25 protein-coding genes and 3 pseudogenes are annotated in these 22234 nt (G+C 39.6%); 20 read left to right on the top strand and 8 right to left on the bottom strand.

The genetic code is table 11. The features are described from left to right. Window positions 1-20 precede the first annotated feature (20 nt). From MKY18_RS09035 to MKY18_RS09020, 4 genes are all read left to right on the top strand, one after another. Window positions 21-1544, top strand: coding sequence for a glycoside hydrolase family 43 protein (locus tag MKY18_RS09035; protein WP_342497827.1), 1524 nt, complete (start codon window positions 21-23; stop codon window positions 1542-1544). Between the two features lie 53 nt (window positions 1545-1597). Beyond that, a complete protein-coding gene (locus tag MKY18_RS09030) occupies window positions 1598-2866 on the top strand; it encodes a glucuronoxylanase (RefSeq protein ID WP_342497809.1) in 1269 nt (422 codons plus the stop codon). Between the two features lie 130 nt (window positions 2867-2996). Then, window positions 2997-3704 carry a response regulator transcription factor gene (locus tag MKY18_RS09025; RefSeq protein WP_265209078.1) on the top strand — a complete coding sequence of 236 codons (708 nt, stop codon included), beginning with the start codon at window positions 2997-2999 and terminating at the stop codon, window positions 3702-3704. Between the two features lie 2 nt (window positions 3705-3706). Continuing rightward, window positions 3707-5110, top strand: coding sequence for a HAMP domain-containing sensor histidine kinase (locus tag MKY18_RS09020; protein ID WP_342497808.1), 1404 nt, complete (start codon window positions 3707-3709; stop codon window positions 5108-5110). A gap of 53 nt (window positions 5111-5163) precedes the next feature. Here MKY18_RS09020 and MKY18_RS09015 read toward each other — a convergent pair whose 3' ends face one another. After that, a complete protein-coding gene (locus tag MKY18_RS09015) occupies window positions 5164-5472 on the bottom strand; it encodes a DUF4870 domain-containing protein (RefSeq protein WP_044141364.1) in 309 nt (102 codons plus the stop codon). A 156-nt stretch (window positions 5473-5628) separates the two neighbouring features. On the opposite strand from MKY18_RS09015, the pseudogene MKY18_RS09010 reads away from it, so the two are divergent. From MKY18_RS09010 to MKY18_RS08990, 5 genes and pseudogenes are all read left to right on the top strand, one after another. Then, a pseudogene (locus tag MKY18_RS09010) lies at window positions 5629-5988 on the top strand (family 1 glycosylhydrolase); the annotation flags it as partial. 237 nt (window positions 5989-6225) lie between these two features. Further along, the gene (locus MKY18_RS09005) at window positions 6226-6636 is read left to right on the top strand and encodes a MerR family transcriptional regulator (protein ID WP_044141366.1); all 411 of its coding nucleotides are present in this window, start codon (window positions 6226-6228) and stop codon (window positions 6634-6636) included. Between the two features lie 18 nt (window positions 6637-6654). Continuing rightward, entirely contained in the window at window positions 6655-7581 is a 927-nt protein-coding gene (locus MKY18_RS09000; protein WP_126741681.1) for an alpha/beta hydrolase, read from the top strand. Window positions 7582-7816: 235 nt separating this feature from the next. Then, a complete protein-coding gene (locus MKY18_RS08995; RefSeq protein ID WP_044141368.1) occupies window positions 7817-8089 on the top strand; it encodes a DUF2651 family protein in 273 nt (90 codons plus the stop codon). Between the two features lie 232 nt (window positions 8090-8321). Continuing rightward, a pseudogene (locus MKY18_RS08990) lies at window positions 8322-8635 on the top strand (cytidine deaminase). A gap of 40 nt (window positions 8636-8675) precedes the next feature. Here MKY18_RS08990 and MKY18_RS08985 read toward each other — a convergent pair. Beyond that, window positions 8676-9443, bottom strand: coding sequence for a pentapeptide repeat-containing protein (locus MKY18_RS08985; protein WP_044141369.1), 768 nt, complete (start codon window positions 9441-9443; stop codon window positions 8676-8678). Between the two features lie 168 nt (window positions 9444-9611). Here MKY18_RS08985 and MKY18_RS08980 point away from each other — a divergent pair, with 168 nt between their 5' ends. Next, the gene (locus tag MKY18_RS08980; RefSeq protein ID WP_342497807.1) at window positions 9612-10766 is read left to right on the top strand and encodes a choline esterase; all 1155 of its coding nucleotides are present in this window, start codon (window positions 9612-9614) and stop codon (window positions 10764-10766) included. A gap of 109 nt (window positions 10767-10875) precedes the next feature. Here MKY18_RS08980 and MKY18_RS08975 read toward each other — a convergent pair whose 3' ends face one another. The 3 genes and pseudogenes from MKY18_RS08975 to MKY18_RS08965 all read right to left on the bottom strand — a co-directional run. Further along, entirely contained in the window at window positions 10876-11193 is a 318-nt protein-coding gene (locus tag MKY18_RS08975) for a monooxygenase (protein WP_113754948.1), read from the bottom strand. 11 nt (window positions 11194-11204) lie between these two features. Then, entirely contained in the window at window positions 11205-12128 is a 924-nt protein-coding gene (locus tag MKY18_RS08970; protein WP_340911002.1) for a DsbA family protein, read from the bottom strand. A gap of 36 nt (window positions 12129-12164) precedes the next feature. Then, a pseudogene (locus MKY18_RS08965) lies at window positions 12165-12524 on the bottom strand (NADPH-dependent FMN reductase); the annotation flags it as partial. A 13-nt stretch (window positions 12525-12537) separates the two neighbouring features. Between MKY18_RS08965 and MKY18_RS08960 the strand changes: the two are divergent. The 3 genes from MKY18_RS08960 to MKY18_RS08950 all read left to right on the top strand — a co-directional run bounded on the left by MKY18_RS08960 (window position 12538) and on the right by MKY18_RS08950 (window position 13918). Continuing rightward, window positions 12538-12981, top strand: coding sequence for a TetR/AcrR family transcriptional regulator (locus tag MKY18_RS08960; RefSeq protein WP_260564594.1), 444 nt, complete (start codon window positions 12538-12540; stop codon window positions 12979-12981). Window positions 12982-13053: 72 nt separating this feature from the next. Next, a complete protein-coding gene (locus tag MKY18_RS08955) occupies window positions 13054-13479 on the top strand; it encodes a MarR family transcriptional regulator (protein WP_044141373.1) in 426 nt (141 codons plus the stop codon). A gap of 91 nt (window positions 13480-13570) precedes the next feature. Further along, window positions 13571-13918, top strand: a complete 348-nt coding sequence (locus tag MKY18_RS08950) for a DoxX family protein (RefSeq protein ID WP_044141374.1) — start codon at window positions 13571-13573, stop codon at window positions 13916-13918. Between the two features lie 72 nt (window positions 13919-13990). Here MKY18_RS08950 and MKY18_RS08945 read toward each other — a convergent pair whose 3' ends face one another. Continuing rightward, entirely contained in the window at window positions 13991-14170 is a 180-nt protein-coding gene (locus tag MKY18_RS08945) for a hypothetical protein (RefSeq protein WP_268454605.1), read from the bottom strand. A 255-nt stretch (window positions 14171-14425) separates the two neighbouring features. Here MKY18_RS08945 and MKY18_RS08940 point away from each other — a divergent pair, with 255 nt between their 5' ends. The 5 genes from MKY18_RS08940 (at window position 14426) to MKY18_RS08920 (ending at window position 18693) form a co-directional block, all read left to right on the top strand. Then, the gene (locus MKY18_RS08940) at window positions 14426-15595 is read left to right on the top strand and encodes an NAD(P)/FAD-dependent oxidoreductase (protein ID WP_268454603.1); all 1170 of its coding nucleotides are present in this window, start codon (window positions 14426-14428) and stop codon (window positions 15593-15595) included. A gap of 42 nt (window positions 15596-15637) precedes the next feature. Then, window positions 15638-16318 carry a TetR/AcrR family transcriptional regulator gene (locus MKY18_RS08935; RefSeq protein ID WP_185108816.1) on the top strand — a complete coding sequence of 227 codons (681 nt, stop codon included), beginning with the start codon at window positions 15638-15640 and terminating at the stop codon, window positions 16316-16318. Between the two features lie 162 nt (window positions 16319-16480). After that, window positions 16481-17131, top strand: coding sequence for a PAS domain-containing protein (locus MKY18_RS08930; protein WP_217012478.1), 651 nt, complete (start codon window positions 16481-16483; stop codon window positions 17129-17131). An 11-nt stretch (window positions 17132-17142) separates the two neighbouring features. Continuing rightward, window positions 17143-17517, top strand: a complete 375-nt coding sequence (locus MKY18_RS08925) for a RidA family protein (RefSeq protein WP_106067585.1) — start codon at window positions 17143-17145, stop codon at window positions 17515-17517. Between the two features lie 72 nt (window positions 17518-17589). Next, complete coding sequence (locus MKY18_RS08920; RefSeq protein ID WP_106067586.1) at window positions 17590-18693, top strand: threonine synthase; 1104 nt, start codon at window positions 17590-17592, stop codon at window positions 18691-18693. Window positions 18694-19072: 379 nt separating this feature from the next. Here the strand turns inward: MKY18_RS08920 and MKY18_RS08915 are convergent, their stop codons facing one another. Both MKY18_RS08915 and MKY18_RS08910 read right to left on the bottom strand, forming a co-directional pair. Next, the gene (locus tag MKY18_RS08915) at window positions 19073-19210 is read right to left on the bottom strand and encodes a hypothetical protein (protein ID WP_331205557.1); all 138 of its coding nucleotides are present in this window, start codon (window positions 19208-19210) and stop codon (window positions 19073-19075) included. A 22-nt stretch (window positions 19211-19232) separates the two neighbouring features. Further along, on the bottom strand, window positions 19233-20312 hold the full coding sequence (locus MKY18_RS08910) for an isocitrate/isopropylmalate dehydrogenase family protein (protein WP_342488594.1): 1080 nt from the start codon (window positions 20310-20312) through the stop codon (window positions 19233-19235). Window positions 20313-20488: 176 nt separating this feature from the next. Between MKY18_RS08910 and MKY18_RS08905 the strand changes: the two genes are divergently transcribed. Next, entirely contained in the window at window positions 20489-21661 is a 1173-nt protein-coding gene (locus tag MKY18_RS08905; protein ID WP_113767730.1) for an MFS transporter, read from the top strand. Window positions 21662-21855: 194 nt separating this feature from the next. Then, window positions 21856-22191 (top strand): hypothetical protein, encoded by a 336-nt coding sequence (locus MKY18_RS08900; protein WP_106067587.1) that lies wholly within the window; start codon window positions 21856-21858, stop codon window positions 22189-22191. Window positions 22192-22234 lie beyond the last annotated feature (43 nt).

Below are 22234 nucleotides of genomic sequence, written 5' to 3'. Positions count from 1 at the left end.
ATGACACGATGAGAAAGAGGATGAAGTGCGGTGTAGGTTTTTTGATTCTAGCTTTGGTACTAAGCTGTATACCAGTATATGATGCGAGTGCAGCAAGTACCCCCATTGCAAAACGAGTAGGAAATGCAAATCCGCTCATAGATCATCACCTGGGAGCAGATCCGTTTGCGCTCACCTATAACGGCAGGGTGTACATTTATATGTCGAGTGATGACTATGAATATCACAGTAATGGAACGATTAAGGACAATTCTTTTGCGAATTTGAATAGGGTTTTTGTCATCTCTTCGGAGGATATGGTGAACTGGACAGATCACGGAGCGATTCCAGTAGCTGGCGCAAATGGAGCCAATGGCGGAAAAGGGATTGCCAAATGGGCAGGCGCTTCTTGGGCTCCAGCCGCTGCGGTGAAAAAAATCAATGGGAAGGATAAATTTTTCCTTTATTTTGCTAACAGCGGCGGAGGGATTGGCGTCTTGACAGCGGACAGCCCGATTGGTCCTTGGAAAGATCCTATCGGAAAAGCGCTCGTCACGCCAAATACACCAGGGATGTCCGGTGTTGTATGGCTGTTTGATCCAGCCGTATTTGTAGATGATGACGGGACCGGTTATCTATATGCCGGCGGAGGCGTTCCAGGCGGTTCAAATCCAACGCAGGGACAATGGGCCAACCCTAAAACAGCAAGAGTTCTGAAGCTAGGGCCTGACATGACAAGTGTGGTCGGCAGTGCATCAACCATTGATGCTCCTTTTATGTTCGAAGATTCAGGGATGCATAAGTATAACGGTACCTATTACTATTCCTATTGCATCAATTTTGGTGGCTCCCACCCAGCAGATAAACCACCAGGAGAGATCGGTTATATGACGAGCTCAAGTCCTATGGGTCCCTTTACGTATAAAGGACACTTCTTGAAAAATCCAGGTGCATTTTTCGGTGGCGGCGGTAACAACCATCATGCTGTGTTCAATTTTAAAAACGAGTGGTATGTCGTGTATCACACGCAAACGGTGAGTTCTGCCTTATATGGAGCAGGGAAAGGCTACAGATCTCCACACATTAATAAACTTGTGCATAATGCTGACGGCTCCCTTCGAGAGGTCGCAGCCAATTTTGAAGGCGTTAAACAGCTTTCCAACCTAAATCCTTATCAACGGGTAGAAGCTGAAACATTCGCTTGGAATGGACGCATTTTAACAGAGGCCTCCTCAGCACCTGGTGGGCCAGTTAATAACCAGCACGTCACAAACATTCAAAACGGCGATTGGGTGGCTGTCAGTAATGTCGATTTCGGATCGAGAGGTGCCAGAACCTTAAAAGCCAATGTAGCAGCCGCTTCAGGCGGACAAATTGAAGTACGTCTTGGCAGTCCAGACGGCAGAATTGCCGGAACACTCAATGTCCCTTCCACAGGCGGAAACTGGCGAGAAATAGAAACAGCTGTAAACGGGGCAACGGGAGTACACAACGTATTTTTTGTCTTCAAAGGAAATGGTGCCAATCTATTCCAATTTGATTCCTGGCAGTTTACTCAAAGGTAAACAAAATCTGATGCTACGGCATCGATTAATGGTTGATGGGAGAGTGGGGAAATTTGATGTCCATAATCAAAAAACCAATTTGCACTTTATTGGTCTGCTTCACTATGTTATCTGTCATGTTCATAGGACCCGGCGTAACTGAGGTGTCAGCGGCAAGTGATGCGAATATTAATGTCAACGCGGAAAGACAAGTGATCCGCGGCTTTGGCGGGATGAACCACCCGGCTTGGATTGGTGATTTGACCGGCCCTCAAAGGGAAACCGCCTTTGGCAATGGGCAGAATCAGTTAGGGTTCTCCATTCTACGGATTTATGTAGACGAGAACAGAAATAATTGGCACAGAGAAGTCGCCACCGCTAAAAGAGCGATAGAGCACGGTGCTTTCGTGATTGCTTCGCCTTGGAATCCTCCAAGCCATATGGTAGAGACTTTCAATCGTAATGGTGCGTCTGCAAAGCGGTTGAGATACAATCAATACGCCGCATATGCTCAGCATTTGAATGATTTCGTGACATACATGAAAAATAATGGCGTCAACCTCTATGCCATTTCTGTACAAAACGAGCCTGATTATGCACATGAATGGACATGGTGGACACCTCAGGAAATCCTGCGATTCATGAGAGAAAATGCCGGCTCCATTAATGCACGTGTGATTGCACCAGAATCCTTTCAACACCTTAAAAATATCTCAGATCCTATCTTAAACGATCCACAGGCGCTTAGAAATATGGACATTCTCGGTGCCCATCTGTACGGAACCCAAATCAGCCAGCTTCCGTATCCTCTTTTCAAACAAAAAGGAGGGGGAAAAGAGCTGTGGATGACAGAGGTCTACTACCCGAATAGTGATAACAATTCAGCGGACCGCTGGCCTGAGGCATTAGGGGTATCAGAGCATATTCACCATTCAATGGTGGAAGGGGACTTTCAGGCGTATGTATGGTGGTACATCCGGAGATCATACGGTCCTATGAAAGAAGATGGAATGATTAGCAAGCGCGGATACAACATGGCGCATTTCTCCAAGTTTGTGCGTCCAGGGTACGTCAGAATTGATGCAACGAAAAGCCCTGAACCGAATGTTTTCGTCTCAGCCTATAAAGGAAACAATCAGGTCGTCATTGTCGCGATTAACAAAAACAATACAGGAGTCAATCAACACTTTGTTATGCAAAACGGAACTGCTTCGCAAGCTTCAAGATGGATCACGAGTAGCAACAGTAACCTTCAGCCTGGAACTGACTTAAACATATCAGGAAATCAATTTTGGGCACATCTCCCTGCTCAAAGTGTGACAACATTTGTGATCAAACGCTAAAAAAACACAAAAGCCAATTTTCTCATTAAAAAAGAAAATTGGCTTTTTTCTGTGTAAATAGAAAGTTGATTTTTCACGACGTCTACACTTTGGGTATAATAATAGCAATGACTTCAGGAGAGTGATCATAATGCCAAAGCTTCAAAGCAAAGTATTGATTATAGATGACGAAAAAGAAATCTTGGAATTAATCCATACAGTATTAACAAGGGAAGGCATTGATCGGGTGATAACAGCTTCAACTGCCAGTGATGGGCTTATGCAATTTCATCAAGAACAACCCGATCTCGTCATACTGGATATTATGCTGCCAGACGGTGAAGGCTACGATATTTGCAAACAAATCAGAGACGTCTCACATGTTCCGATTATCTTCTTATCAGCAAAGGGAGAGGAATCAGACAAAATTGTAGGACTTGCCATTGGCGGCGATGATTACATTACAAAACCGTTCAGTCCAAAAGAAGTCGCCTACCGGGTAAAAGCTCAGCTAAGACGGTCATCATACTTGCAGCCTTCTCAAGCTGATCCCGTCATCAAAAAAGGGCCATTTGAGTTAAACGAGCAGCAAGCCGAACTGACAAAAAACGGAGCGGCGATTGAGCTCACTCCGAAAGAACTTATGTTGATGACCTATTTCTTGCAGCATCCGAATCGCGTGATCAGTAAAGAAACGCTTTATCAAACGGTTTGGGGAGAGGATTTCTTCGGTTCTGATAATACAGTGATGGTTCATATACGAAGACTTCGGGAGAAAATAGAAGATTCCCCATCTACACCAGAATTTCTCGTGACGGTTAAAGGGCTTGGCTATAAATTTGTTGTAAAGGATGCGTAAAGATGAAATGGCGATTAACAGGCAGATATATGGTCTCTGTCATTATCGTGACCATTATCACGGTCTTTATTAACTTATTTGGATTCATGATTTGGCTTGTACTACAAGCAAGCAGCCAGCAAAACGAAGAAAATACGCCGGAAACCTTCACAAGAACATTTGAACAATACATCACCTTATCCGATCAAGATATCACTGTGAGCAAAGAAGGACAGCAAGCCTTAAAACAACAAAATGCATGGATTCAATTATTAGATGAAAATGGACAAGACGTTTATCATGCACAAGCACCTAAAGGCATAAAGAGTAAATATACACCTATAGAAATCGTAAATTTACATAAATATAAGGATAAGCAATTGCTATCGACTATTTATGCCGGGGGAAAAAAAGGAAAGGGCAAGGAATACAGCTACTTTATCGGATTTAAGGACCCTTCCATCGGAAAATATTTATTTTCGTTCGATACGAAAGACTTAATATCAAGATTTAATATCGGGACGATGATTTTATTATCAATAGATGCCATCATTGCCTTACTCATTGGGTACTTATTCAGCCGGCAGCTCACAAAACCGCTCGGCCGTGCTATTCATGGCATCCAGCGGCTCGCAAATGGAGATTATACGACGAAGCTGCCAACTAAGGGGATATATAAAGATGTTTTCTATAATGTTAATCACTTATCAGAGCAGCTCGCTTCAAGCCAAAAAGAAAAAGACAAATTAGAGCAAATGCGGGAAGAGTGGATCAGTCATATTTCTCATGATATTAAAACACCATTATCCTCTATTCAAGGCTATGCAGAAATCATGAAAGATCCAAATTATCCTCTTTCAGATCAAGACATCAAACATTATGCCAGCATCATAGAGAATAAATCACTGTACATTAAAGATGTCATGGAGGATCTCAATTTAACAACAAGGCTGAAAAATAACGATGTGATGCTGCATAAAGAGCTGGTGAACATTGTGCCTTTGCTGCGAGAAACGTTAATTGATATCCTCAACGATTCGAGATATGCAGATCAAAGCATTGAGCTGCAAACGAATGTAGACAAGCTTATGCTGAATATTGATACGATCCTCATACGAAGAGCGGTCACCAATCTCATTTTAAATGCCCTTGTTCACAATGATGCTGATGTGAACATCATTGTACAGCTTGAACAAAAAGAACATACCCACATCAAAATTCAAGACAACGGCAAAGGAATTGAAGAGGCAGAGCTAGAAAAAGTGTTTGACCGCTACTATAGAGGGACGAATACAGGAGGGACACATGCAGGCTCTGGTCTTGGAATGGCGATTGCAAAAGATATCATCCAAAAACACGGCGGAGATATTACGATACAAAGTATGATAGGGGAAGGAACAACGATTGATATCCAATTACCCGCTTGAACGGACATACAAAAAACGGTTCTGCTCAATCACAGAACCGTTTTTTTCATCTATTATTCTGAAAACACTTTAATGCCTTTCACAATGTTCCAAATGAAGAAGTAGATCGCGACAAGGAATGTCACAGCATACGTTGCAATTAAGAACGGACCAGCATGACTGATATCGTTCATGCCAAGTAAACCTGAACCGGCAATACCAATTCCGAAAATCAAATAAGGAATAATATGTGTCCATAGTGATTTTTTCGCATGCTCTTTCACTTCGTCCTTTCCTAAGAAATAGACGATAATCGGAAACAGAAACGGTGCAAAAAAGATACTGAAGTAACATAATGAAGACAAAATTTTATTTTCTCTCAAACCTTTTCACCTCTATGATTGATTTAGAAGAGGGGACCATTTGACTCATCCCTCAATTCCTTACAAACCCATTGTACAACCTCAACCTTAACTTGTATTAATCCGAACCTTACAGCAACCTTAAAAATGTTAAACCGTAAAATGATTCTAGTTAATTCATTAATCAAACTGTATGACAGATACCAAAAACCTTTGTTTGTTTGTGAAAATGGACTTGGCGCAAGAGATACATTGACACAAGACAGAAAAATACACGATGATTATCGAATTGATTATTTGAAAAAACATATTGAACAGATGAAAGAAGCAGTCAAAGAAGGTGTCGACTTAATGGGGTATACGCCTTGGGGATGCATCGACTTAATTAGCTGCGGAACTTCTCAAATGAGTAAACGCTATGGTTTGATCTATGTGGATCAAGACGATAGAGGGAATGGTACATTGAATCGTTACAAAAAGGATTCCTTCTACTGGTACAAAAATGTGATTGCAACAAATGGAGAAGATTTATCGTAATCCAGATTGAATGATGAAAAGCATCATTGCGCCCGACTTTATTTGCCGGGTGCGATGGTGTTTTATTTGTTCACCGAAAAGAAACCCAAATCATGTCATAGCAAGCACAAGGAATATCTTCTCTCTACTAATCTGAAAGCAAAAGCTGGCTAATAAATGTTTCACCTTGACCTTGAAGTATAGTTCAACCTTTATAATGTACATATAGTAAGACTAAATAATGACAAAGGAGTAACGATGGAGTTGATGACTAGAGGAGAACTTGCCAAAAAAACAGGAGTAAGTCCTGCCGCAATTCGTTACTATGAAGAGCACAACATATTGCCTGCTCCAAGACGACGTTCAAACGGTTACAGATTCTATACAGAAGACTATGTTGTGAAGATTCAATTGATCAAAGATGCGAAAACACTGGGTTATTCATTAAAGGAAATAGCTGAAATTATGGAAATGCTAAGTCAAGACATAGACCTTGATACCCTAAGAAAAATTGTCCATCTTAAACATGAAGAAATTGAAAGGAAAATTAAAAGCCTTCGTCTCATTCAAGACCTTTTATCTAACTTATTAAAGACCCCTGAAAAAAAAGTACAAGTCTACCTGGAATCATTTCGTGTACCAAATGAGGATGATCAATCATCATATTGAGTGAAAGGAGAGAAAAAAATGAGTGTAGAAATGTATCATGGTGAACGTTCTGAAGAAAGTGTTCAATTTGAAACATTATTCGCTTCGCAAAGTAATAAAGAGAGTTTTTCTAGTATCGAACAAACAAAAAAATTTCTTGAGCAAAAAGGAATTGAAAATACGCAGCCTTATGCCATTGGGGATGATGTGAAGTTAATGAGTGAGGTACAAGAGCAGACATTCGAAGGCATGCAAGTTTTCACATTGAACGAACAAGCATCACAAAACCAAAAAGTCATTCTCTATCTACATGGTGGCGCATGGACAAATCAGCCGTTGAATGTCCATTGGTGGTTCATGGATAAAATGGCGCAATCACTCGATGCGAAAGTGGTCGCTCCTATTTACCCAAAAGTGCCTCATTATAGCTACCAGGATACGTATCCGAAAATACTTAACCTATATAAAGACCTTCTGAAAACTGCCGGAAGTGCCAATCAATTGACGATCATGGGAGATTCAGCTGGTGGAAATATCTCACTTGGTCTGGCGCATCTTTTAAAGAAGGAGGATCTGCCGCAGCCGAAGGATATTATTTTATTATCTGCATGTGTTGACATGAGCTTAAGCAATCCTCTCATGTTTGAATATGCAAAGAAGGACCCGATTCTAGGTTATGAAGGAATGGAAGCCATTGCAAAGATTTGGACAGCTGATCAACATGTAACTGACCCATTGATCAGTCCCATTTACGGTGACTTCAAAGGACTTGCGAAGATTACTCATTTCATTGGAACACATGATATGTTATATCCAGATGCCATAAAGCTCGATGAAAAACTAACAGAACAAGGAATTGACATAAAAACCTTTGTTTATCCCGAAATGCTTCATGTATTTGTTGTCATGCCAATCCCTGAAGCACAAGATGCTCAGGAGAAAATCATTCAGGTGATCAATCGTTAAGAAATGTAGAATGATTTGATTGAAATAGTCGAAAGTTTAGTGAATGGGCTGCTTTTATGAAAGCAGCCTTTTTCAATTCAACATGAAATACATCCACAATGTCCATTCACTACAGATTAAACTTTCCTTAAATTCCAATTTATGTTTACAAGGAGCATCTTTCCCATTAATATAATGATTGTTCGCTTTATCATTGGGATGAAACAAATGGCTGGTTAGTAAAGGAGAGTGGATAATGATGATTTCTTTTCTTCAACCTATGGCTCTGATCTTATTTACATTGCCTTTGTTATTTTTAATATGGGGGATTGTAGGCTATATCATCTTTAAGCGGGTCTACATCGTTCTAATGATCACATTTGCAGCTTCAACCATTTTTATCTTTGCCTATACGGGGTTTGATATGTCGAATATGTATTGGGTCATCGCTATGACCTTTCTATGCATGTGTACCTCTCTCATCACAAAAATCATCCACTATATGATTCGTCGCTATAAAAAAGGATAAGAAGAAGATGATATGTGCAAACATAAGCTGTATTTGTTCCCATTCATTTCAACTCACGCAACAGTTCATCACCTAATGTTTGGTATAATAAATACGAGCAGTGAAGTAGAAGGAGAACACGATGAAAACTTTTGACCTATGACAAGAAGATTTAGAATTAATAGACGAAGCAAAAAAGAAGATTATCAGTCTTTATGAAGATGATAAACACCATGTATGGGCAGCGATCCGCATGAAAACAGGAGAAATAATGTCGGCTGTCCATATAGAAGCCTATATCGGACGGGTAACTGTTTGTGCAGAAGCCATTGCAATTGGCAGCGCTTTATCGAATGGATATAAGGATTTTGATACAAAATTGTTGCAGTGAGACACCCTTATTCAGATGAAGAAGATAGAAGAATTAGGGTAGTAAGCCCTTGCGGCATCTGCCGAGAGCTCATTTCAGACTTCGGACCAGCATGTTTTGTCATCATTGAGATGGATGGGGAGCTGGTCAAGGTGAAAATCGAAGAACTCATCCCGCTCAAATATACTCGAAGCTGATATACCACATAAAGATAAAGTAGGAGGGATGCAGCAAACGTTAAGTGTGATTCTTGCTGCATTCAAGATGACTGAAAAATCGCTCAACAAAAGCAGCCCCATATATTTTCTCCATATGTTTCGTGTTAAAAATATATTGTTCCATATGCTCAAGCTTGCGTAGACTGCGCACCAGTATTTTCCGTTCATCGTCAGAAAGTGCAGGGTCATCGTCTATCATCTTCAAGGCCTTTTTCACACGTGCAGATACCTTTTCAATATAGAGATGGCTTTTGGATGCTGGCGGAATACATGCCGACAGGTCACAGCCTGTAAAACGAACACCGTCAAGGGTACAGTTTTCAAAATCGGCGATCAGCTTTTGTTTGCCATTTCCCTCAAACGTTATATCTATTAGCTTACCACCAAAGGTACAATTGACGATATTTGCTGCCTGTAATACGCGGTCATTGAATCTACATTTAGAGAAAGTGCAATCGATAAACGTAGCATTCTCCAATGTCATTCCTCTCATATCGCAAGAAGAAAATACGCAATTGGTGAAGACAGCTTCGTTTTTGCCAATGCCCACAGAACGCAAGTCTGAACGACTAAAAGTACAATGATCAATCGTACTACCAGCAAAAAATCTTGCATTCGTGAGATCACACGTATCAAATACAAGATGATCCAGGTGACAGCTCCAAAAAATAGGAGAACGAACATTTGAGTTGATGATCGTCGTTTTGCTGATTGTTTCGTTTTCATACCTGGCAATATCAGAAAATGATTCGTTGTCTATTGATATACCAGACTCAAGTCTTCTCATCGCTATCACCCTATCATTTCTTCAGAACTTTTCACCATTATGATGTCCATTCAGCAAGTTCATTTCATTTCTCTTAGCACTTGTCTTTGACTCAAGATTATATCACAAAACGATACTCACCCAGCAAAGAACAGATATCCATTTTCATGATGAAGGGGGCATAAAAGAATGAAAAGGTATGACACATTCCCAGAACCAATCGGTAGCTATATAGCCGGCCGAATCCAGATGGATTTTGAGTATACGGCATCAGATCACTCCAAAAGAGAACTGACCGCATTTATGTACTATCCATCTGATAGCAGTAAAGGAAAGACTCCATCCACATACATGTTTCCTGAAGTCTACGAAATGATTCATGACCAGCCGCTTGTCACTGAGTATTTGAAGGAAATAAACTTCTTCTCTATCGATATCAAAACGCATTGTTACGACGACCTGGCTCTTTCTCAGAAGGAAGAGCGCTATCCAGTGGTATTCTATGTTTGCGGCGGGGGTGGTTCACCAGAATGGGGGACAGCCATCTGTACAGACATTGCAAGCCAAGGGTATGTTGTCGTCAGTATCGGTCATCAGGATAGCACCATGTATAAACGGAAAGATGGGAAACTGTTGAATGTATCAAAGGGTTTTTCGGATGTCATTATGGCGTTTTCTGAAGATCCAGAGATGATGGCGCTGGCTAGTAAGATGAAAATGCGCCCTGACGATGAAACGGCTATTGAGATGTGCCATAACATCCTTACCTTGCCAATCATTAACGAGTTAACAAGATATAGTGAACAACAGGCAGAAGATGTAAGGTACGTAGCTGATTATCTTCACAAACTAGACTCTGGAGAATGGAAGTCCATCTTTCATGACAGACTGCTACTCGACACGGGCATGGGTATCGCCGGGCATTCTTATGGCGGGCCTACAGCGGCTATTGTTTGCCGGGATGACGACCGGTTTGTCTGCGGGGTTGGCTTAGATAGTGGTGCATTCGGACTTCTCGACAGCGACCTCAATAAACCCTTTTTGCTGCTGTTTTCTGAACCGAATTATTATATGAATGCGATCATTGGCGCTAACAACAGCATGGAAACCTATTATTTCTCCGTTGATCGTGCTGCACATTTAGATTACTGTGACATCGTGTTTACCGGCGTAGATGAGGAACTTAGAGGCACAAGGGATGCATTAGAGATGCGTAATCTTGTGACGGACTATACGAAGACCTTTTTTGATCATAACATCCTGCAAAAGGCTGTACTTGTAGAAAGCCTGTCATATGATGGTGTAGACTTAATCAAGAAAACCAAGAAAACCAGCAACAAGTGAGATAGGAGAAGCTGCTGATAGCAGCCTTTTAAAGAGTCAGTTTAAAGGTGAATATCTTATTTAATTCATAAGCAAAAAGAGCAGCAAACAACCGCTCTTTTTTCGTGTATCAATCTTTATGCGTTTTTGATGGACCTTTTGTGATATGAGTCAGCTCAGAGTTTATGTCAAAGATTTTCGCATTGATGTCTGTTATGCCAAAGCTAGTGATTCTTTTAGAATGCATATCGAGATATGTTTCAGCTGCTTCTTTTGTTTCGAATAAATAAATCCCGCCAGCCTCATTTTTCTCAGGGTTCTCCGTCCATATCTTCCATATGAACCCGTCCTCTTCATTAATAGTTCTCGCTAAATCAGAAAACTCTTTTGCCAATTCATCTCCGAAAGGGCCATTCATCTTAAAATCCACTTGTAATACGTAAGCCATCTCCATTCTCCTTATGTTGAAGTTGTGAAATACTGTTCTCCTAGAACTTCTTTCATATGAAACGATTCTTGTGAAAATTCTTTCTCCATAAAAGACCGCACATCCGATTGATCAATATCGTACATCACTTCAATCTCTTTAGAGAATAGAAGTTTTTCTTTTTCGAGTAAGGCAGAAACAGCTGGGAGCTTCTTCGGTTGAAGCTCTACAGTGTTTAAAGCTTGCTTTAATCCATCAACATAGACGTCTAATGGTCGACCACCCGTGATTTTAACTCCTTTATTTTCTTCATTGACGAAGATGATGGTCGGAAACCCTCTTGCACCGAGGTCTCGAACAAGAGCAAAATCTTGATTTAATAAGTCTTGTCCGCTAGGGAGTTCCGCTTCATGTAAAATAACATCTCCGTTCAGTCCAAGGTTGTTGACGATATCAATCAAAACCGTGATTTCAGATATATTTTGATTAAATGCAAATAGTGCTTCTCTTGCACGACGTAAAAACGTATAGGCTTGTTCATCACCGTGATGTTTTTGAATCACTTTGAACACGCGAGAGGACGGGTAGGAGGATTGAACAGGATTGTCAATCATTAAGGACCCATCAATTGGCATGCGAGAATGTTCTCCGACCTCTCTCCAGTGACCCGCAACATCAGCAGGTTTATAAATTCCGTTTGCGGGGTCTATTGGACCGTCATGCCATTTCTCTAGCAGTCCACCCAGCACAGTCTGGAAATGAAAATAATATCCGTATTGCTCTTTAAATCGACGCAGGACAGGTTCAATTGCCCAGCAATGAGAACAAATCGGATCTGTTACATAGTAGAGCGTAATGGATTTTTTAGGCTGGTGAAAGTCAATGACCTGGATATCTTCTTCACCTACACCGCATACACCAGTTTCTAAATCACAAAACATGTCATTGTTTTTCAAGTTATTTCCTCTTTTCTATTTAAGTATCCATGATCATTAATGTCTAATGGTTTTTAAAACTGTAGACCAAGATACGACCTCAAACAACATCGTATCAACCGTTTGCTCATGAAACGCGGCTGGCTTAAAGGTTGTCATATGTTCAAAGTCAGTAAAAAGACTTAGCCCAGGTTGAGTACGAACTGTTGCAACAGCCGGAACAGATAAAATTAAACGTAAGTTATTTGCTGCTGTCACACCTAGAGAAGAACCATAACTGACAATTCCAGCTGCCTTGTTGTTCCATTCAGTATATAAGTAATCAATTGCATCTTTCAGTCCAGCTGTGACCGCTTTGTTGTATTCAGGCGTGACAAAGATAAAACCATCAAGCTCACTCACTTTTTTTGACCATGCATGAGCTTCAGCCGTGATTAACCGGGCGACGTTTTATTATCATTTTGAGGATAAATACGATTTATTAGATAAAACACTCTCAGAAGTATTGTCGATTAATTTAGAAAGTATCAATTTTAATAATAGTAAACTAGATGAAGATACAATGATGAATATATTTAAAGCGCTAGCCAGTTTTCAACAATCTCTGCATAATCGCTGCCAAGTAGAATATGAAACTGAACTTGCTCCAATTGTTCGAGAACAGCTTGAAATTATTTTTTATCAATTGTTAGTGAATCAATATACAAATGTCGAAAAACAAGTGTTAAAGGTCACGGCTGTTTTTTTAAGCTGGGGAATTCACGGAGCTTCTGTTGAGTGGAGAAAGAATAGTTCGCACATATCTTCAGAAGAATTTATCAAATCAGCATTACCGTATATCATGTCAGGAATTGATTTTAAGCATAACAGGTAGACAATTTGACAATGTTTAATCGCTCCACTAATATAAATGCTATAGCATATAAAATTGTTAGAGGGTGTTTACATGAAGTTACATGATTTAATAGGTTATCTCGTTCATCGCACTGATGTGAAAATGACGAATTATTTTACGAATAGGTTAAAGCCGTACGGAGTTACACCAGAACAGTGGAGCATTATTAGTATTCTTAGCCGTGAAAAAGGCTCGACTCAAAAGGAATTGGCAGAAGGCATTGATAAAAATCAAACCACTGTCGTAAGAATGATCCAGTCAATGGAACGAAAAGGGCTTGTCAAAAAAATCTATAATGAACAAGACCGGCGCTCGCATCACCTGTTTTTAACAGAAAAAGGGGACGAGATCAAAAAGGCGATTCTTCCTGTCGTCATGGATGCACATCGAACTGTGACACATCAATTAAGCGATGAAGAGATCCAACAATTAAAATTACTTTTAAACAAATTATTCCATTCAGACTATCCATCTTGATAAATCTGTAAAGTAGGAACAACCTCTATTTTTGTACGATATATGCTATGACATATAAATTTCACCTTTTGGTCAAATAACTTAGAAAGATGTGATCACTATTTTCATTCTTATTCTACAAATTGTATTGGCCGTTTTCTTTTTCCTAACAGGAACGAAAATCATATCTGGAAAAATGGCAGAAGAGTTCAAACGATTTGGTTTACCCGCATTTTTCAATGTTTTAACGGGGGCTCTTGAGCTAATAGGCGCTGCTGGAATGCTAGCCGGCATATGGATGCCAACATTAGCATTATTATCAGGCTTATTGTTAGGAGGCACGATGCTGGCAGCTGCATTTACACTGATCGTATTGGCCAAAGATCCCTTTAAAAAAGCAATCCCTGCACTTGTTTTATTCGCTATCAGTATTGGGGTCAGCTTATACCACATTCTTTAAATTCATATCAAGAAGTCACAATAACCTAAACAAATCTCCATTGTTCCAATGATAGATTTTGTTTAGGTTTTTTTAGCGATTGAATCGTTTTCGAAGAACTAGGCATGAAACTGCGAAAGCGCCTGCTGATACAGCAGCAAACATCAGCCCAGATTGTTCTAGTTTGAATTTGAATAACAAAGGGACAGAAAGAATGAGAGCGGCACCACTAAAGCCCAATCCTAATATCAACATTGCCAATAATTTATTCATAGAAACACCTCTTATACTTAGAGTTAGAACAATGGAAGCCTACTGATCCAAGAATCATTGCTATGATTCGACATCCTTTAACATTCCTAGATGGAGTGTAACATATGATAGCAGGTGATTGGTTTCTTTTCATTAAAACACAATCATGAAACAAACGATTTTAAACGAACACTGTTCTTTACGAACAATGTTCGTTATAATATAAATGAGAGGTAGTTTTAAACGATTTCCATAAAGGAAGAGGAGATGCATACGATGAAGGCATTATCTAAGGACCAAAAGCAAATCGCTATTATTGGAGGGGGACCTGGGGGGCTAACACTCGCCTTAATTCTGCAAAATTACGGTATACAAACAACCATCTATGAACGGGAGATGTATGACATGAGTCTTGAAAGAGGGGGGTCACTGGATATTCACGAAGAAACAGGCCAAAAAGCATTAAAAGAAGCAGGAGTTTATGAGAAATTTCAAAAGAACGCCCGTTATGAAGGAGAAGATTTCCGATTACTTGATAAATCAGGAAGAATTTATTTAGATGAAGAAACGGAATCAGATCAAAAAGGCACTCGTCCAGAAATTGATCGTGGTGTGTTGTGCGAACTGCTGTTAGATCAAATTGATGCTGCAAACATCAAATATGGATATAAACTAGGAAGATGCGTTTCATTAGAAAACGGCATGACGGAGCTTCATTTTGAAAACGGGGTTGTCGAGACAGTTGACCTTTTGATTGGGGCTGATGGTGCATTTTCTCGTGTGCGTCCTCTGTTAACAGATATTGAGATTGAATACTCTGGGCTCACGATGCTGGAATTGAATGTCCTAAGCGTAGAGGGGAACCACCCTGATTTAGCTGAATTTAATAAACGTGGTAAGATGTTTGCTTTAGCAGACCATAAAGGACTGATTGGTCAATTAAACGGAGATGGACGAATCAAAGTGTATGCAAGCCTTATGGTAGACCGCAACTGGATCGAGACTTGTGGTATACCGTTTCATCAAGCGAAAGAAGCAAAAGAACAATTATTAGAGTTATTTAGTGATTGGGATGATCAGCTGAAAAATTATATTCGTTATGCAGAAGATGCCATCATCCCAAGACGGATTTATACGCTTCCTGTCGGTTTTAAATGGAATCGTCATAAAGGAGTAACGCTTATCGGTGATGCAGCTCATGTCATGTCACCATTCGCAGGCGAGGGTGTAAACATGGCGATGTTTGATGCAATGGAGCTTGCACTTGCTATTGTCCGACATCCTCATGATATTGAAAAGGCTATTGAGGAATACGAAGACATGATGTACGAATATTCATCGGAAAAGGCTCATGATTCGGAGAATAGTTTAAAACTGTGTTTTTCAAAAGACGCTGCGGTCAAGCTTGCAGATATAATGAATTCTTTTCAAGAAAACGGTGATTGATGCTCAATTTACTATTTTACTTTGACATGTTATAAAGAGAGTATGAACAATTCAAATCGTCGTATTATAAGTCGCCGGTCTCGGCCGGCTAAAGAGCCCTTAAGCCGTGAGCTCATTGTGAAAACGGCCTATGAGCTTCTTAAGGAGCAAGGAATAGAGGGCATGAGTATGCGTAAGGTGGCTAAAGCATTGGATACGGGACCTGCATCCTTGTATGTCTACGTGAACAATTTTCAAGAACTCAGTGCTTACGTATTGGATTATGGTCTCGGCCAAATGGTTTATCCAGATTCAGCAGATAGCACATGGAAAGAACAGTTATTTGACATATTGCAGACTTATTTCCTACTGCTATTCGAAAAACCTGGTCTCGCTGAAATTTCTCTTTCCACTATTCCACAAGGAACGAACTTTCTTCAGTTGACCGAACATATTCTCGCTGCATTGCATGAAGGCGGGATCAAATCTACATCCGCTGCATGGGGAGTAGACCTATTACTGTTATACGTATCTTCGGTAGCTTACGAAAAGGTCTCTTGGAAGAAACATGACTCTTCGCAGATTTCAGACACAAAAAAAACATTTCATAATGCAGACAAAACGCGTTTTCCTTTCATTCATAGTGTAAAAGAAGAAATGTTTTCAGGTGATCCCGTATCAATGGAACGGTTCCGATGGGGAATTGACGTCATTTTGTATGGAATCCAGAAAGAAATCAATTAGAAAGGAGCACAAGCAAAAAGCAGTCAATGGCTGCTTTTTTTATATGGTTATTTTCACATTTATGATCTTGTGAGCATCATGATATATAAATAAATCTATATATTGTATTTATATATAAAAAATTATATAATCTAGTGGAATAAAAAAATGAGGTGCTTAGGCATGGAACATATTAAAAAGTTATTAGAGAGTTATATTCCTTTAGCAAAATCTACTGCAAAAATGTTTGGACCAAATTGTGAAGTGGTGATTCATGATTTAACGAACCCTCAAGCATCTGTCATGTTTACAGTAAATAACCATGTGACAGGAAGAGAAATCGGTCAATCATTTGATCATCTAGTAAAGACTGTATTACAATCAGAAGATTTTAAAGAAGATTATCTGGCTGGTTATACATTTGTAACTGAAGATAAGCGTACGATTCGTTCTTCGACTTCATTAATACGTGATTCAAAGCAAAAAGTGATCGGTGCTTTCTGTATCAATTTTGATGTTGAAGCCCTAAATCAAATGCAACATTTTATGGATACTTTTCTTTCTACACAAGTGGAAGCTCAAGAGAAAGAAACAACATCAAATGATGATCTTGAAAATGTGGAAGAAATAGTAGATCAATTGATTCAACAGATCATTCAAAACAGTGTTCATCCAGTCATGAAACGTCATGAAAAAATTGAACTAATTAAATTCATGGATGAAAAGGGCATTTTTTTAATGAAAGGATCTGTTGAGAAGGTCGCATCTATGTTAGGCATTTCCAAAGTAACCGTCTATAGCTATTTGGATGAAATCAAAAATAAATCGAGATAAGGAGTGTCAAAATGGAAAGCATACTCGAGGTAGGAAATTTAAAATCAAACGGACACTATGCATTCGCAACCATTCATCAAAACACGGTCTATGTTTCAGGACAATTTGCCATCAATCCCGAAACGAGAGAAAAAGAGTTCGGTCCCATTGAAGAAGAGACATTACAAGCGCTTAAGAATGTAGAGATGATTGTAGAGGCTGCTGGAAGTAAAAAAGAAAAGATTTTGCGCATGACATTATACATTTCGGATATTCATTTATGGGACAAAGTCGATGCTGTTTATACTGAATTTTTCGGTGAACATAAACCAGCACGTACTATTGTACCAACGAATGAATTACATTTTGGTTTCAAAATTGAAATTGATGCCATTGCATATATTTAAGACCTTTTTTTGTCTACTCTATATAAAAAATTATATTTCGTATAAAAAAATATTTGAAGGGGTTGATGATTGATGAATCAATTGATTTGTAACCATTGCGGGAAAAAATATGAGATGACACCAACTCTATGGAAATGTGATTGTGGTGGAGTATTAAATCTAGTGAAAGATACCCCGAAAATAGACGTCGCAGCTTGGGATCACTATCCAAATTCATTATGGCGTTATGTTGAAACCATGCCATTTTCAAAAGCTTCTAAGACTTGGGAAACTGTCACAATGGGGGAGGGTCAATCCCCTTTAATCGTTCTAGATCCTAATGAGCCAAACACTTATGTAAAAGTTGATTATATGATGCCGACATTATCCTTTAAAGACCGAGGAGCCGTAGTTCTAATGACAAAGGCTAAAGAACTCGGGGTATCAAAAGTGATTGCTGATAGTAGTGGGAATGCAGGAACAGCGATTGCAGCTTATGCAGCACGCTGCGAGATTGCCTGTGACATCTATCTAAGCGATGACACTTCACCTAAAAAGGTCGCTCAAATAAAAGCACATGGAGCAACGATTAAAGAAATTCACGGGACGCGAGAGGACATTGCAGCTGCGGCACAAAAGGCAGTAGACAATGAAAGCGTTTTTTATGCAAGTCATGTTTATAACCCTTATTTTTTTGAAGGAACAAAAACATACGCCTATGAAATCTATGAGCAACTAAAAGGAGCACCTGATGCTTTAATCATTCCGGTTGGAAACGGTACTCTCCTCCTCGGTGCATATTATGGCTTTAAAGAGTTATTTGAAAATGGTCTCATTCATAACATACCGAAAATCGTGGCCATACAAGCGAAAAACTGTGCACCCCTTGTGAAAGCTTATCAAAATGAAGAAAAATCAGCATCACCTGTGACGAATAAAGGGACCTTAGCAGAAGGGATCGCCATTGCTGCTCCAGCACGCTCCAAACAAATTTTAGAAGCTGTACTAGATACGAATGGTACGTTTATTGATATTGAAGAAGATGAAATTCTGAATGCACGTTCTAAACTAAGTGAGAAAGGATTTTATGTTGAAGTGACATCTGCAGTCAATTTAGCTGGCTACATGAAATATCAAAAGGAACCAGAAGAAACAATTGTCATACCTCTTTGTGGTGCAGGGATTAAATCAAAATAACCCTCCATTGCTGGATCTTTCGGATTCTGATAGTTACTTAATGCCAGATGTTTGTAAGACCGTTGCTGTTAGGTTACGTCAACTGATCCGATGACAGCTCATTAAATGCACTTTGATTCAAAAACCTTTATGACCGATTTGATTTATTGAAGAGGTAGTAGAGGTTTTTGATATTTATTCATTTCTTTTTATTAGTTTACATAATATATATTCTAGGAAGTTAAAGCATGAATGAATTTTCGATGTCTCAACACTAAGTATACTTATCTTATTGAGACAAAAAAGAAAAAATCAAAATCCAACATTTAATCTTCAGATTTTGATTCATGTAAATGCTTTATGATTTTTCGTTTACCAACTACCTTCAAAAACTACATTGTCACTGCAAGCGCCCAACAATTCCTTTAAAATGGATTGTCTTTTTTGTGGATGACCTGTTTGCTGTCAATTGTCTCGCTTTTTTCCGATCTGTCATCAGCGTTTGATCATTAGATAGAAAAGATTCTCCGTGGATCATCTTTTCTTGTTGACCCTCCCTTCTATTTATATAGATTCATGGTTTGAAGAAATGCCTCTGTGAATTGGGTCGTCGTCTCGTTTCCTCCTAAATCTTTCGTTTTAATGTTCATTTTCATGATCTTATGAAGTGTACGTTCGATAAGAGCTGCCGTCTTTTTTAACCTTTCATCATGATATTTCGCATGTAACCAGTCACAAAGCATCACTGTAGAAAGAATCATGCCAATTGGGTTGGCGATATTCTGCCCAGCGATATCCGGTGCTGATCCATGTGCCGCCTGTGCCATGGCTTGGTCTTCGTTACAATTTAATGAAGGCGCTATTCCTAAACTTCCGACTAGCTCACCTGTTAAATCAGATAAAATATCACCAAACATATTCTCTGTCACAATGACATCAAAATCACTTGCACGCCTCACTAAGTGAGCCGCCATTGCATCGATATGTACATCCTCTACCGCCACTTGCGGATACGCTTTTGCTACCTCTTGGCATGTTCGCAAAAACAAGCCAGACCCTAATTTGATAACATTTGCCTTATGAACAATAGTAACCTTTTGCCTGCGCTTCATCGCACTTTGAAAGGCTGCATGAGCAATACGTGTTATCGCTTTTTTTGTAAATACACCTGTAGATATAGCGACATCTGGTGTAATCATCCACTCTCCTACCCCATGATACATGTTCCGATCTGGATAGAAGCCTTCTGTATTTTCTCGAAAAATAACGAGATCGACGTCTCGTACAAGGCTTTGTACCCCTGGTAACGATTGAGATGGACGAATGTTCGCAAATAGATCAAACGTATGACGGAGCTCTCCGCTTGGATTTCTCCTCTCTTTAAATATGTTCTGGTATGAAGCAGAATCATGAGGCCCTAAAATCCATCCATGGCATTTTTTCAATTCGTCTTTAGTAGATGTCGGCACAGGATCTTGGTGAAGAGAATGGATGGCTTCAAAACCGATTGGACATTCTACAAATTCCACAAATGACTCATGAAACTGTGACAGCGCTGCCTCTAAGATGCACATACTTGCTTGTACAATTTCTGGTCCAATTCCATCACCTTTCAATACACCGATTCGATATGACTGCATAAAATCCGCCTCCTTTGTCTTTATTTTACTTCTCACTAGAAGAATTGTGAAGGCACCATTTCTTGTTACTAAAATTTCAGCATGACCTTTTCTCATGTTATTTACGAATCAGGAAGTCTCATTTATAATCGAGTAGATTTGTTCTGTAATATATATCATTAAATGTGAGGGATTAGATGGAATTAAAATGGTATAAAGCAATCATCATCATTTTCACGATGTCTGGTATTTCCATCTCTACATGGTTTTCACGGACACCAGAAGTTAGAGATTTATTACAAGCGAATACAGGGACAATGGGACTTATTTTACTTGGCTTATCTGTTGGTTCTATTGTTGGACTTGTCCTTTCCAATATATTCGTTCGAAAAAAAGGCGGACGAGTGGCCATTGTGATCAGCGCTTTTTTGATGTTCACTGGATTCACGACTCTCGCTATTGGTTCAACACTCTCTTCTACCCTTGTTGTCACAGCCGGTCTTTTTCTTTTTGGAGCGGGCTCAGGCATGTGCAATGTGGCCATGAACTTAGAAGGGACAGAAATTGAGTACAGCATCAGGAAAACCATCCTGCCTATTTTGCACGCTTCCTTCAGCATTGGCACGTTAATCGGTGCAGGTGCTGGCATTCTCTTTATCCATCTAGGGGTATCTGTGTTGATTCACCTTCTGATCATTGCCATTCTTTTCTTTCTCAGCATTTTGATTTGTACACGGTTTATTCCGCACGGGACAGGAAAGGATCAGCTTGAGAAGCAAACAGATACAACTGATGGTTCTCATGCGGCATGGCTGAACAAACGGACGATATCTCTTGCGATGATCGCCTTATGTCTTGCATTTGTAGAAGGCTCTGCAAATGATTGGATTCCCCTTGCGATGGTAGATGGGTACCAGGTTTCACATTCCATGAGTACCGTCATCTATGCTTTATTTTTGTGCGGGATGATTAGTGGACGACTGATCAGCGGGCGTTTAATTGATCGATTTGGCAGGGTGTTATTACTAAGAGTCGCTATTTTTTCAGCAGCTGCCGGACTCTTGTTAGTCATTTTAAAGATTTCACTCGTAGTGTGTATGATATCCATCTTTTTATGGGGACTTGGCGCTTCTTTAGGCTTCCCGCTAACCATTTCGGCAGCTGGTGATGATAGCCGCTACGCCGTCAAACGCGTTAGCATTGTGACCTTATCTGGTTACACAGCCTCTCTTTCTGGTCCTCCTATTTTAGGACTGCTCGCCAATGAGGTGGGATTGCTTCATGCCTTTATATTTGTTCTATTCGCTATATGTATGGCGGGAATCTTTACAAAAGCTGTAGCAAAACCACATTCATTACATTCTCACTAAAAAGTGTCTGATCCTCGATCATGGCACTTTTTTTAAATTAAAAAATAAAATTGAAACCTTTCATGAAGTGAAACAGTCCTATAGATGTCCTGATGTTTATCGCTTTTTTAAAGAGGGAAAGTAAAAAAATAAGACTTTTCAAATAACAGAAAACGTGGTAAGATCATGAAAATAAAGAGGAAGGGGTGAGATAAATGAAAAAAAATATGCTGCTAAAATTAGCTGTCTTATTCATAGCACTCGCAAGTTTTCATTTGTTCTCAATGCCTCATTCCGTTCAGGTATACCATCATGCAAAGGTGGTTGCCGATCAAGAATCACATGAGATGAAAATCGCTCAGACCATGGGCGATGAAAAGAAACAAAAACATGTGAGCGCAGTATTTGCCGCATTTACAGTACTGCTGATGATTGGCAGTATGACAGCTGGATTTGCACGCATCACTCATATTGATCAATATGACCGGAAAAAGAAGCATTTACTTGCAGTGTTCTATCAATCTTCTTATTTCCGACTATCTCGTGTTTAACCCAACCATCTAAATCAAAACAAAAATTGGGAGGTTTTACACG

Origin of the sequence: Bacillus sp. FSL R7-0672, from assembly GCF_038601465.1 — a bacterium.
Classification (GTDB): Bacteria; Bacillota; Bacilli; order Bacillales; family Bacillaceae; genus Bacillus; species Bacillus pumilus.
This window is presented reverse-complemented; position numbering and strand designations above follow the sequence as displayed.

Bases quoted from the DNA above. Each gene is read 5' to 3' on its own strand.
- MKY18_RS08985 (WP_044141369.1), bottom strand. From the start codon at position 9,443: ATGAGAAGACTTGAGTCTGGTATATCAATAGACAACGAATCATTTTCT.
- MKY18_RS08955 (WP_044141373.1), top strand. From the start codon at position 13,054: ATGAAGTTACATGATTTAATAGGTTATCTCGTTCATCGCACTGATGTG.
- MKY18_RS09000 (WP_126741681.1), top strand. From the start codon at position 6,655: ATGAGTGTAGAAATGTATCATGGTGAACGTTCTGAAGAAAGTGTTCAA.
- MKY18_RS09025 (WP_265209078.1), top strand. From the start codon at position 2,997: ATGCCAAAGCTTCAAAGCAAAGTATTGATTATAGATGACGAAAAAGAA.
- MKY18_RS08930 (WP_217012478.1), top strand. From the start codon at position 16,481: ATGGAACATATTAAAAAGTTATTAGAGAGTTATATTCCTTTAGCAAAA.
- MKY18_RS09005 (WP_044141366.1), top strand. From the start codon at position 6,226: ATGGAGTTGATGACTAGAGGAGAACTTGCCAAAAAAACAGGAGTAAGT.
- MKY18_RS08910 (WP_342488594.1), bottom strand. From the start codon at position 20,312: ATGCAGTCATATCGAATCGGTGTATTGAAAGGTGATGGAATTGGACCA.
- MKY18_RS08925 (WP_106067585.1), top strand. From the start codon at position 17,143: ATGGAAAGCATACTCGAGGTAGGAAATTTAAAATCAAACGGACACTAT.
- MKY18_RS08905 (WP_113767730.1), top strand. From the start codon at position 20,489: ATGGAATTAAAATGGTATAAAGCAATCATCATCATTTTCACGATGTCT.
- MKY18_RS09020 (WP_342497808.1), top strand. From the start codon at position 3,707: ATGAAATGGCGATTAACAGGCAGATATATGGTCTCTGTCATTATCGTG.
- MKY18_RS08975 (WP_113754948.1), bottom strand. From the start codon at position 11,193: ATGGCTTACGTATTACAAGTGGATTTTAAGATGAATGGCCCTTTCGGA.
- MKY18_RS08945 (WP_268454605.1), bottom strand. From the start codon at position 14,170: ATGAATAAATTATTGGCAATGTTGATATTAGGATTGGGCTTTAGTGGT.
- MKY18_RS08935 (WP_185108816.1), top strand. From the start codon at position 15,638: ATGAACAATTCAAATCGTCGTATTATAAGTCGCCGGTCTCGGCCGGCT.
- MKY18_RS08980 (WP_342497807.1), top strand. From the start codon at position 9,612: ATGAAAAGGTATGACACATTCCCAGAACCAATCGGTAGCTATATAGCC.
- MKY18_RS08940 (WP_268454603.1), top strand. From the start codon at position 14,426: ATGAAGGCATTATCTAAGGACCAAAAGCAAATCGCTATTATTGGAGGG.
- MKY18_RS08995 (WP_044141368.1), top strand. From the start codon at position 7,817: ATGATGATTTCTTTTCTTCAACCTATGGCTCTGATCTTATTTACATTG.
- MKY18_RS08900 (WP_106067587.1), top strand. From the start codon at position 21,856: ATGAAAAAAAATATGCTGCTAAAATTAGCTGTCTTATTCATAGCACTC.
- MKY18_RS08915 (WP_331205557.1), bottom strand. From the start codon at position 19,210: ATGATCCACGGAGAATCTTTTCTATCTAATGATCAAACGCTGATGACA.
- MKY18_RS09035 (WP_342497827.1), top strand. From the start codon at position 21: ATGAAGTGCGGTGTAGGTTTTTTGATTCTAGCTTTGGTACTAAGCTGT.
- MKY18_RS08920 (WP_106067586.1), top strand. From the start codon at position 17,590: ATGAATCAATTGATTTGTAACCATTGCGGGAAAAAATATGAGATGACA.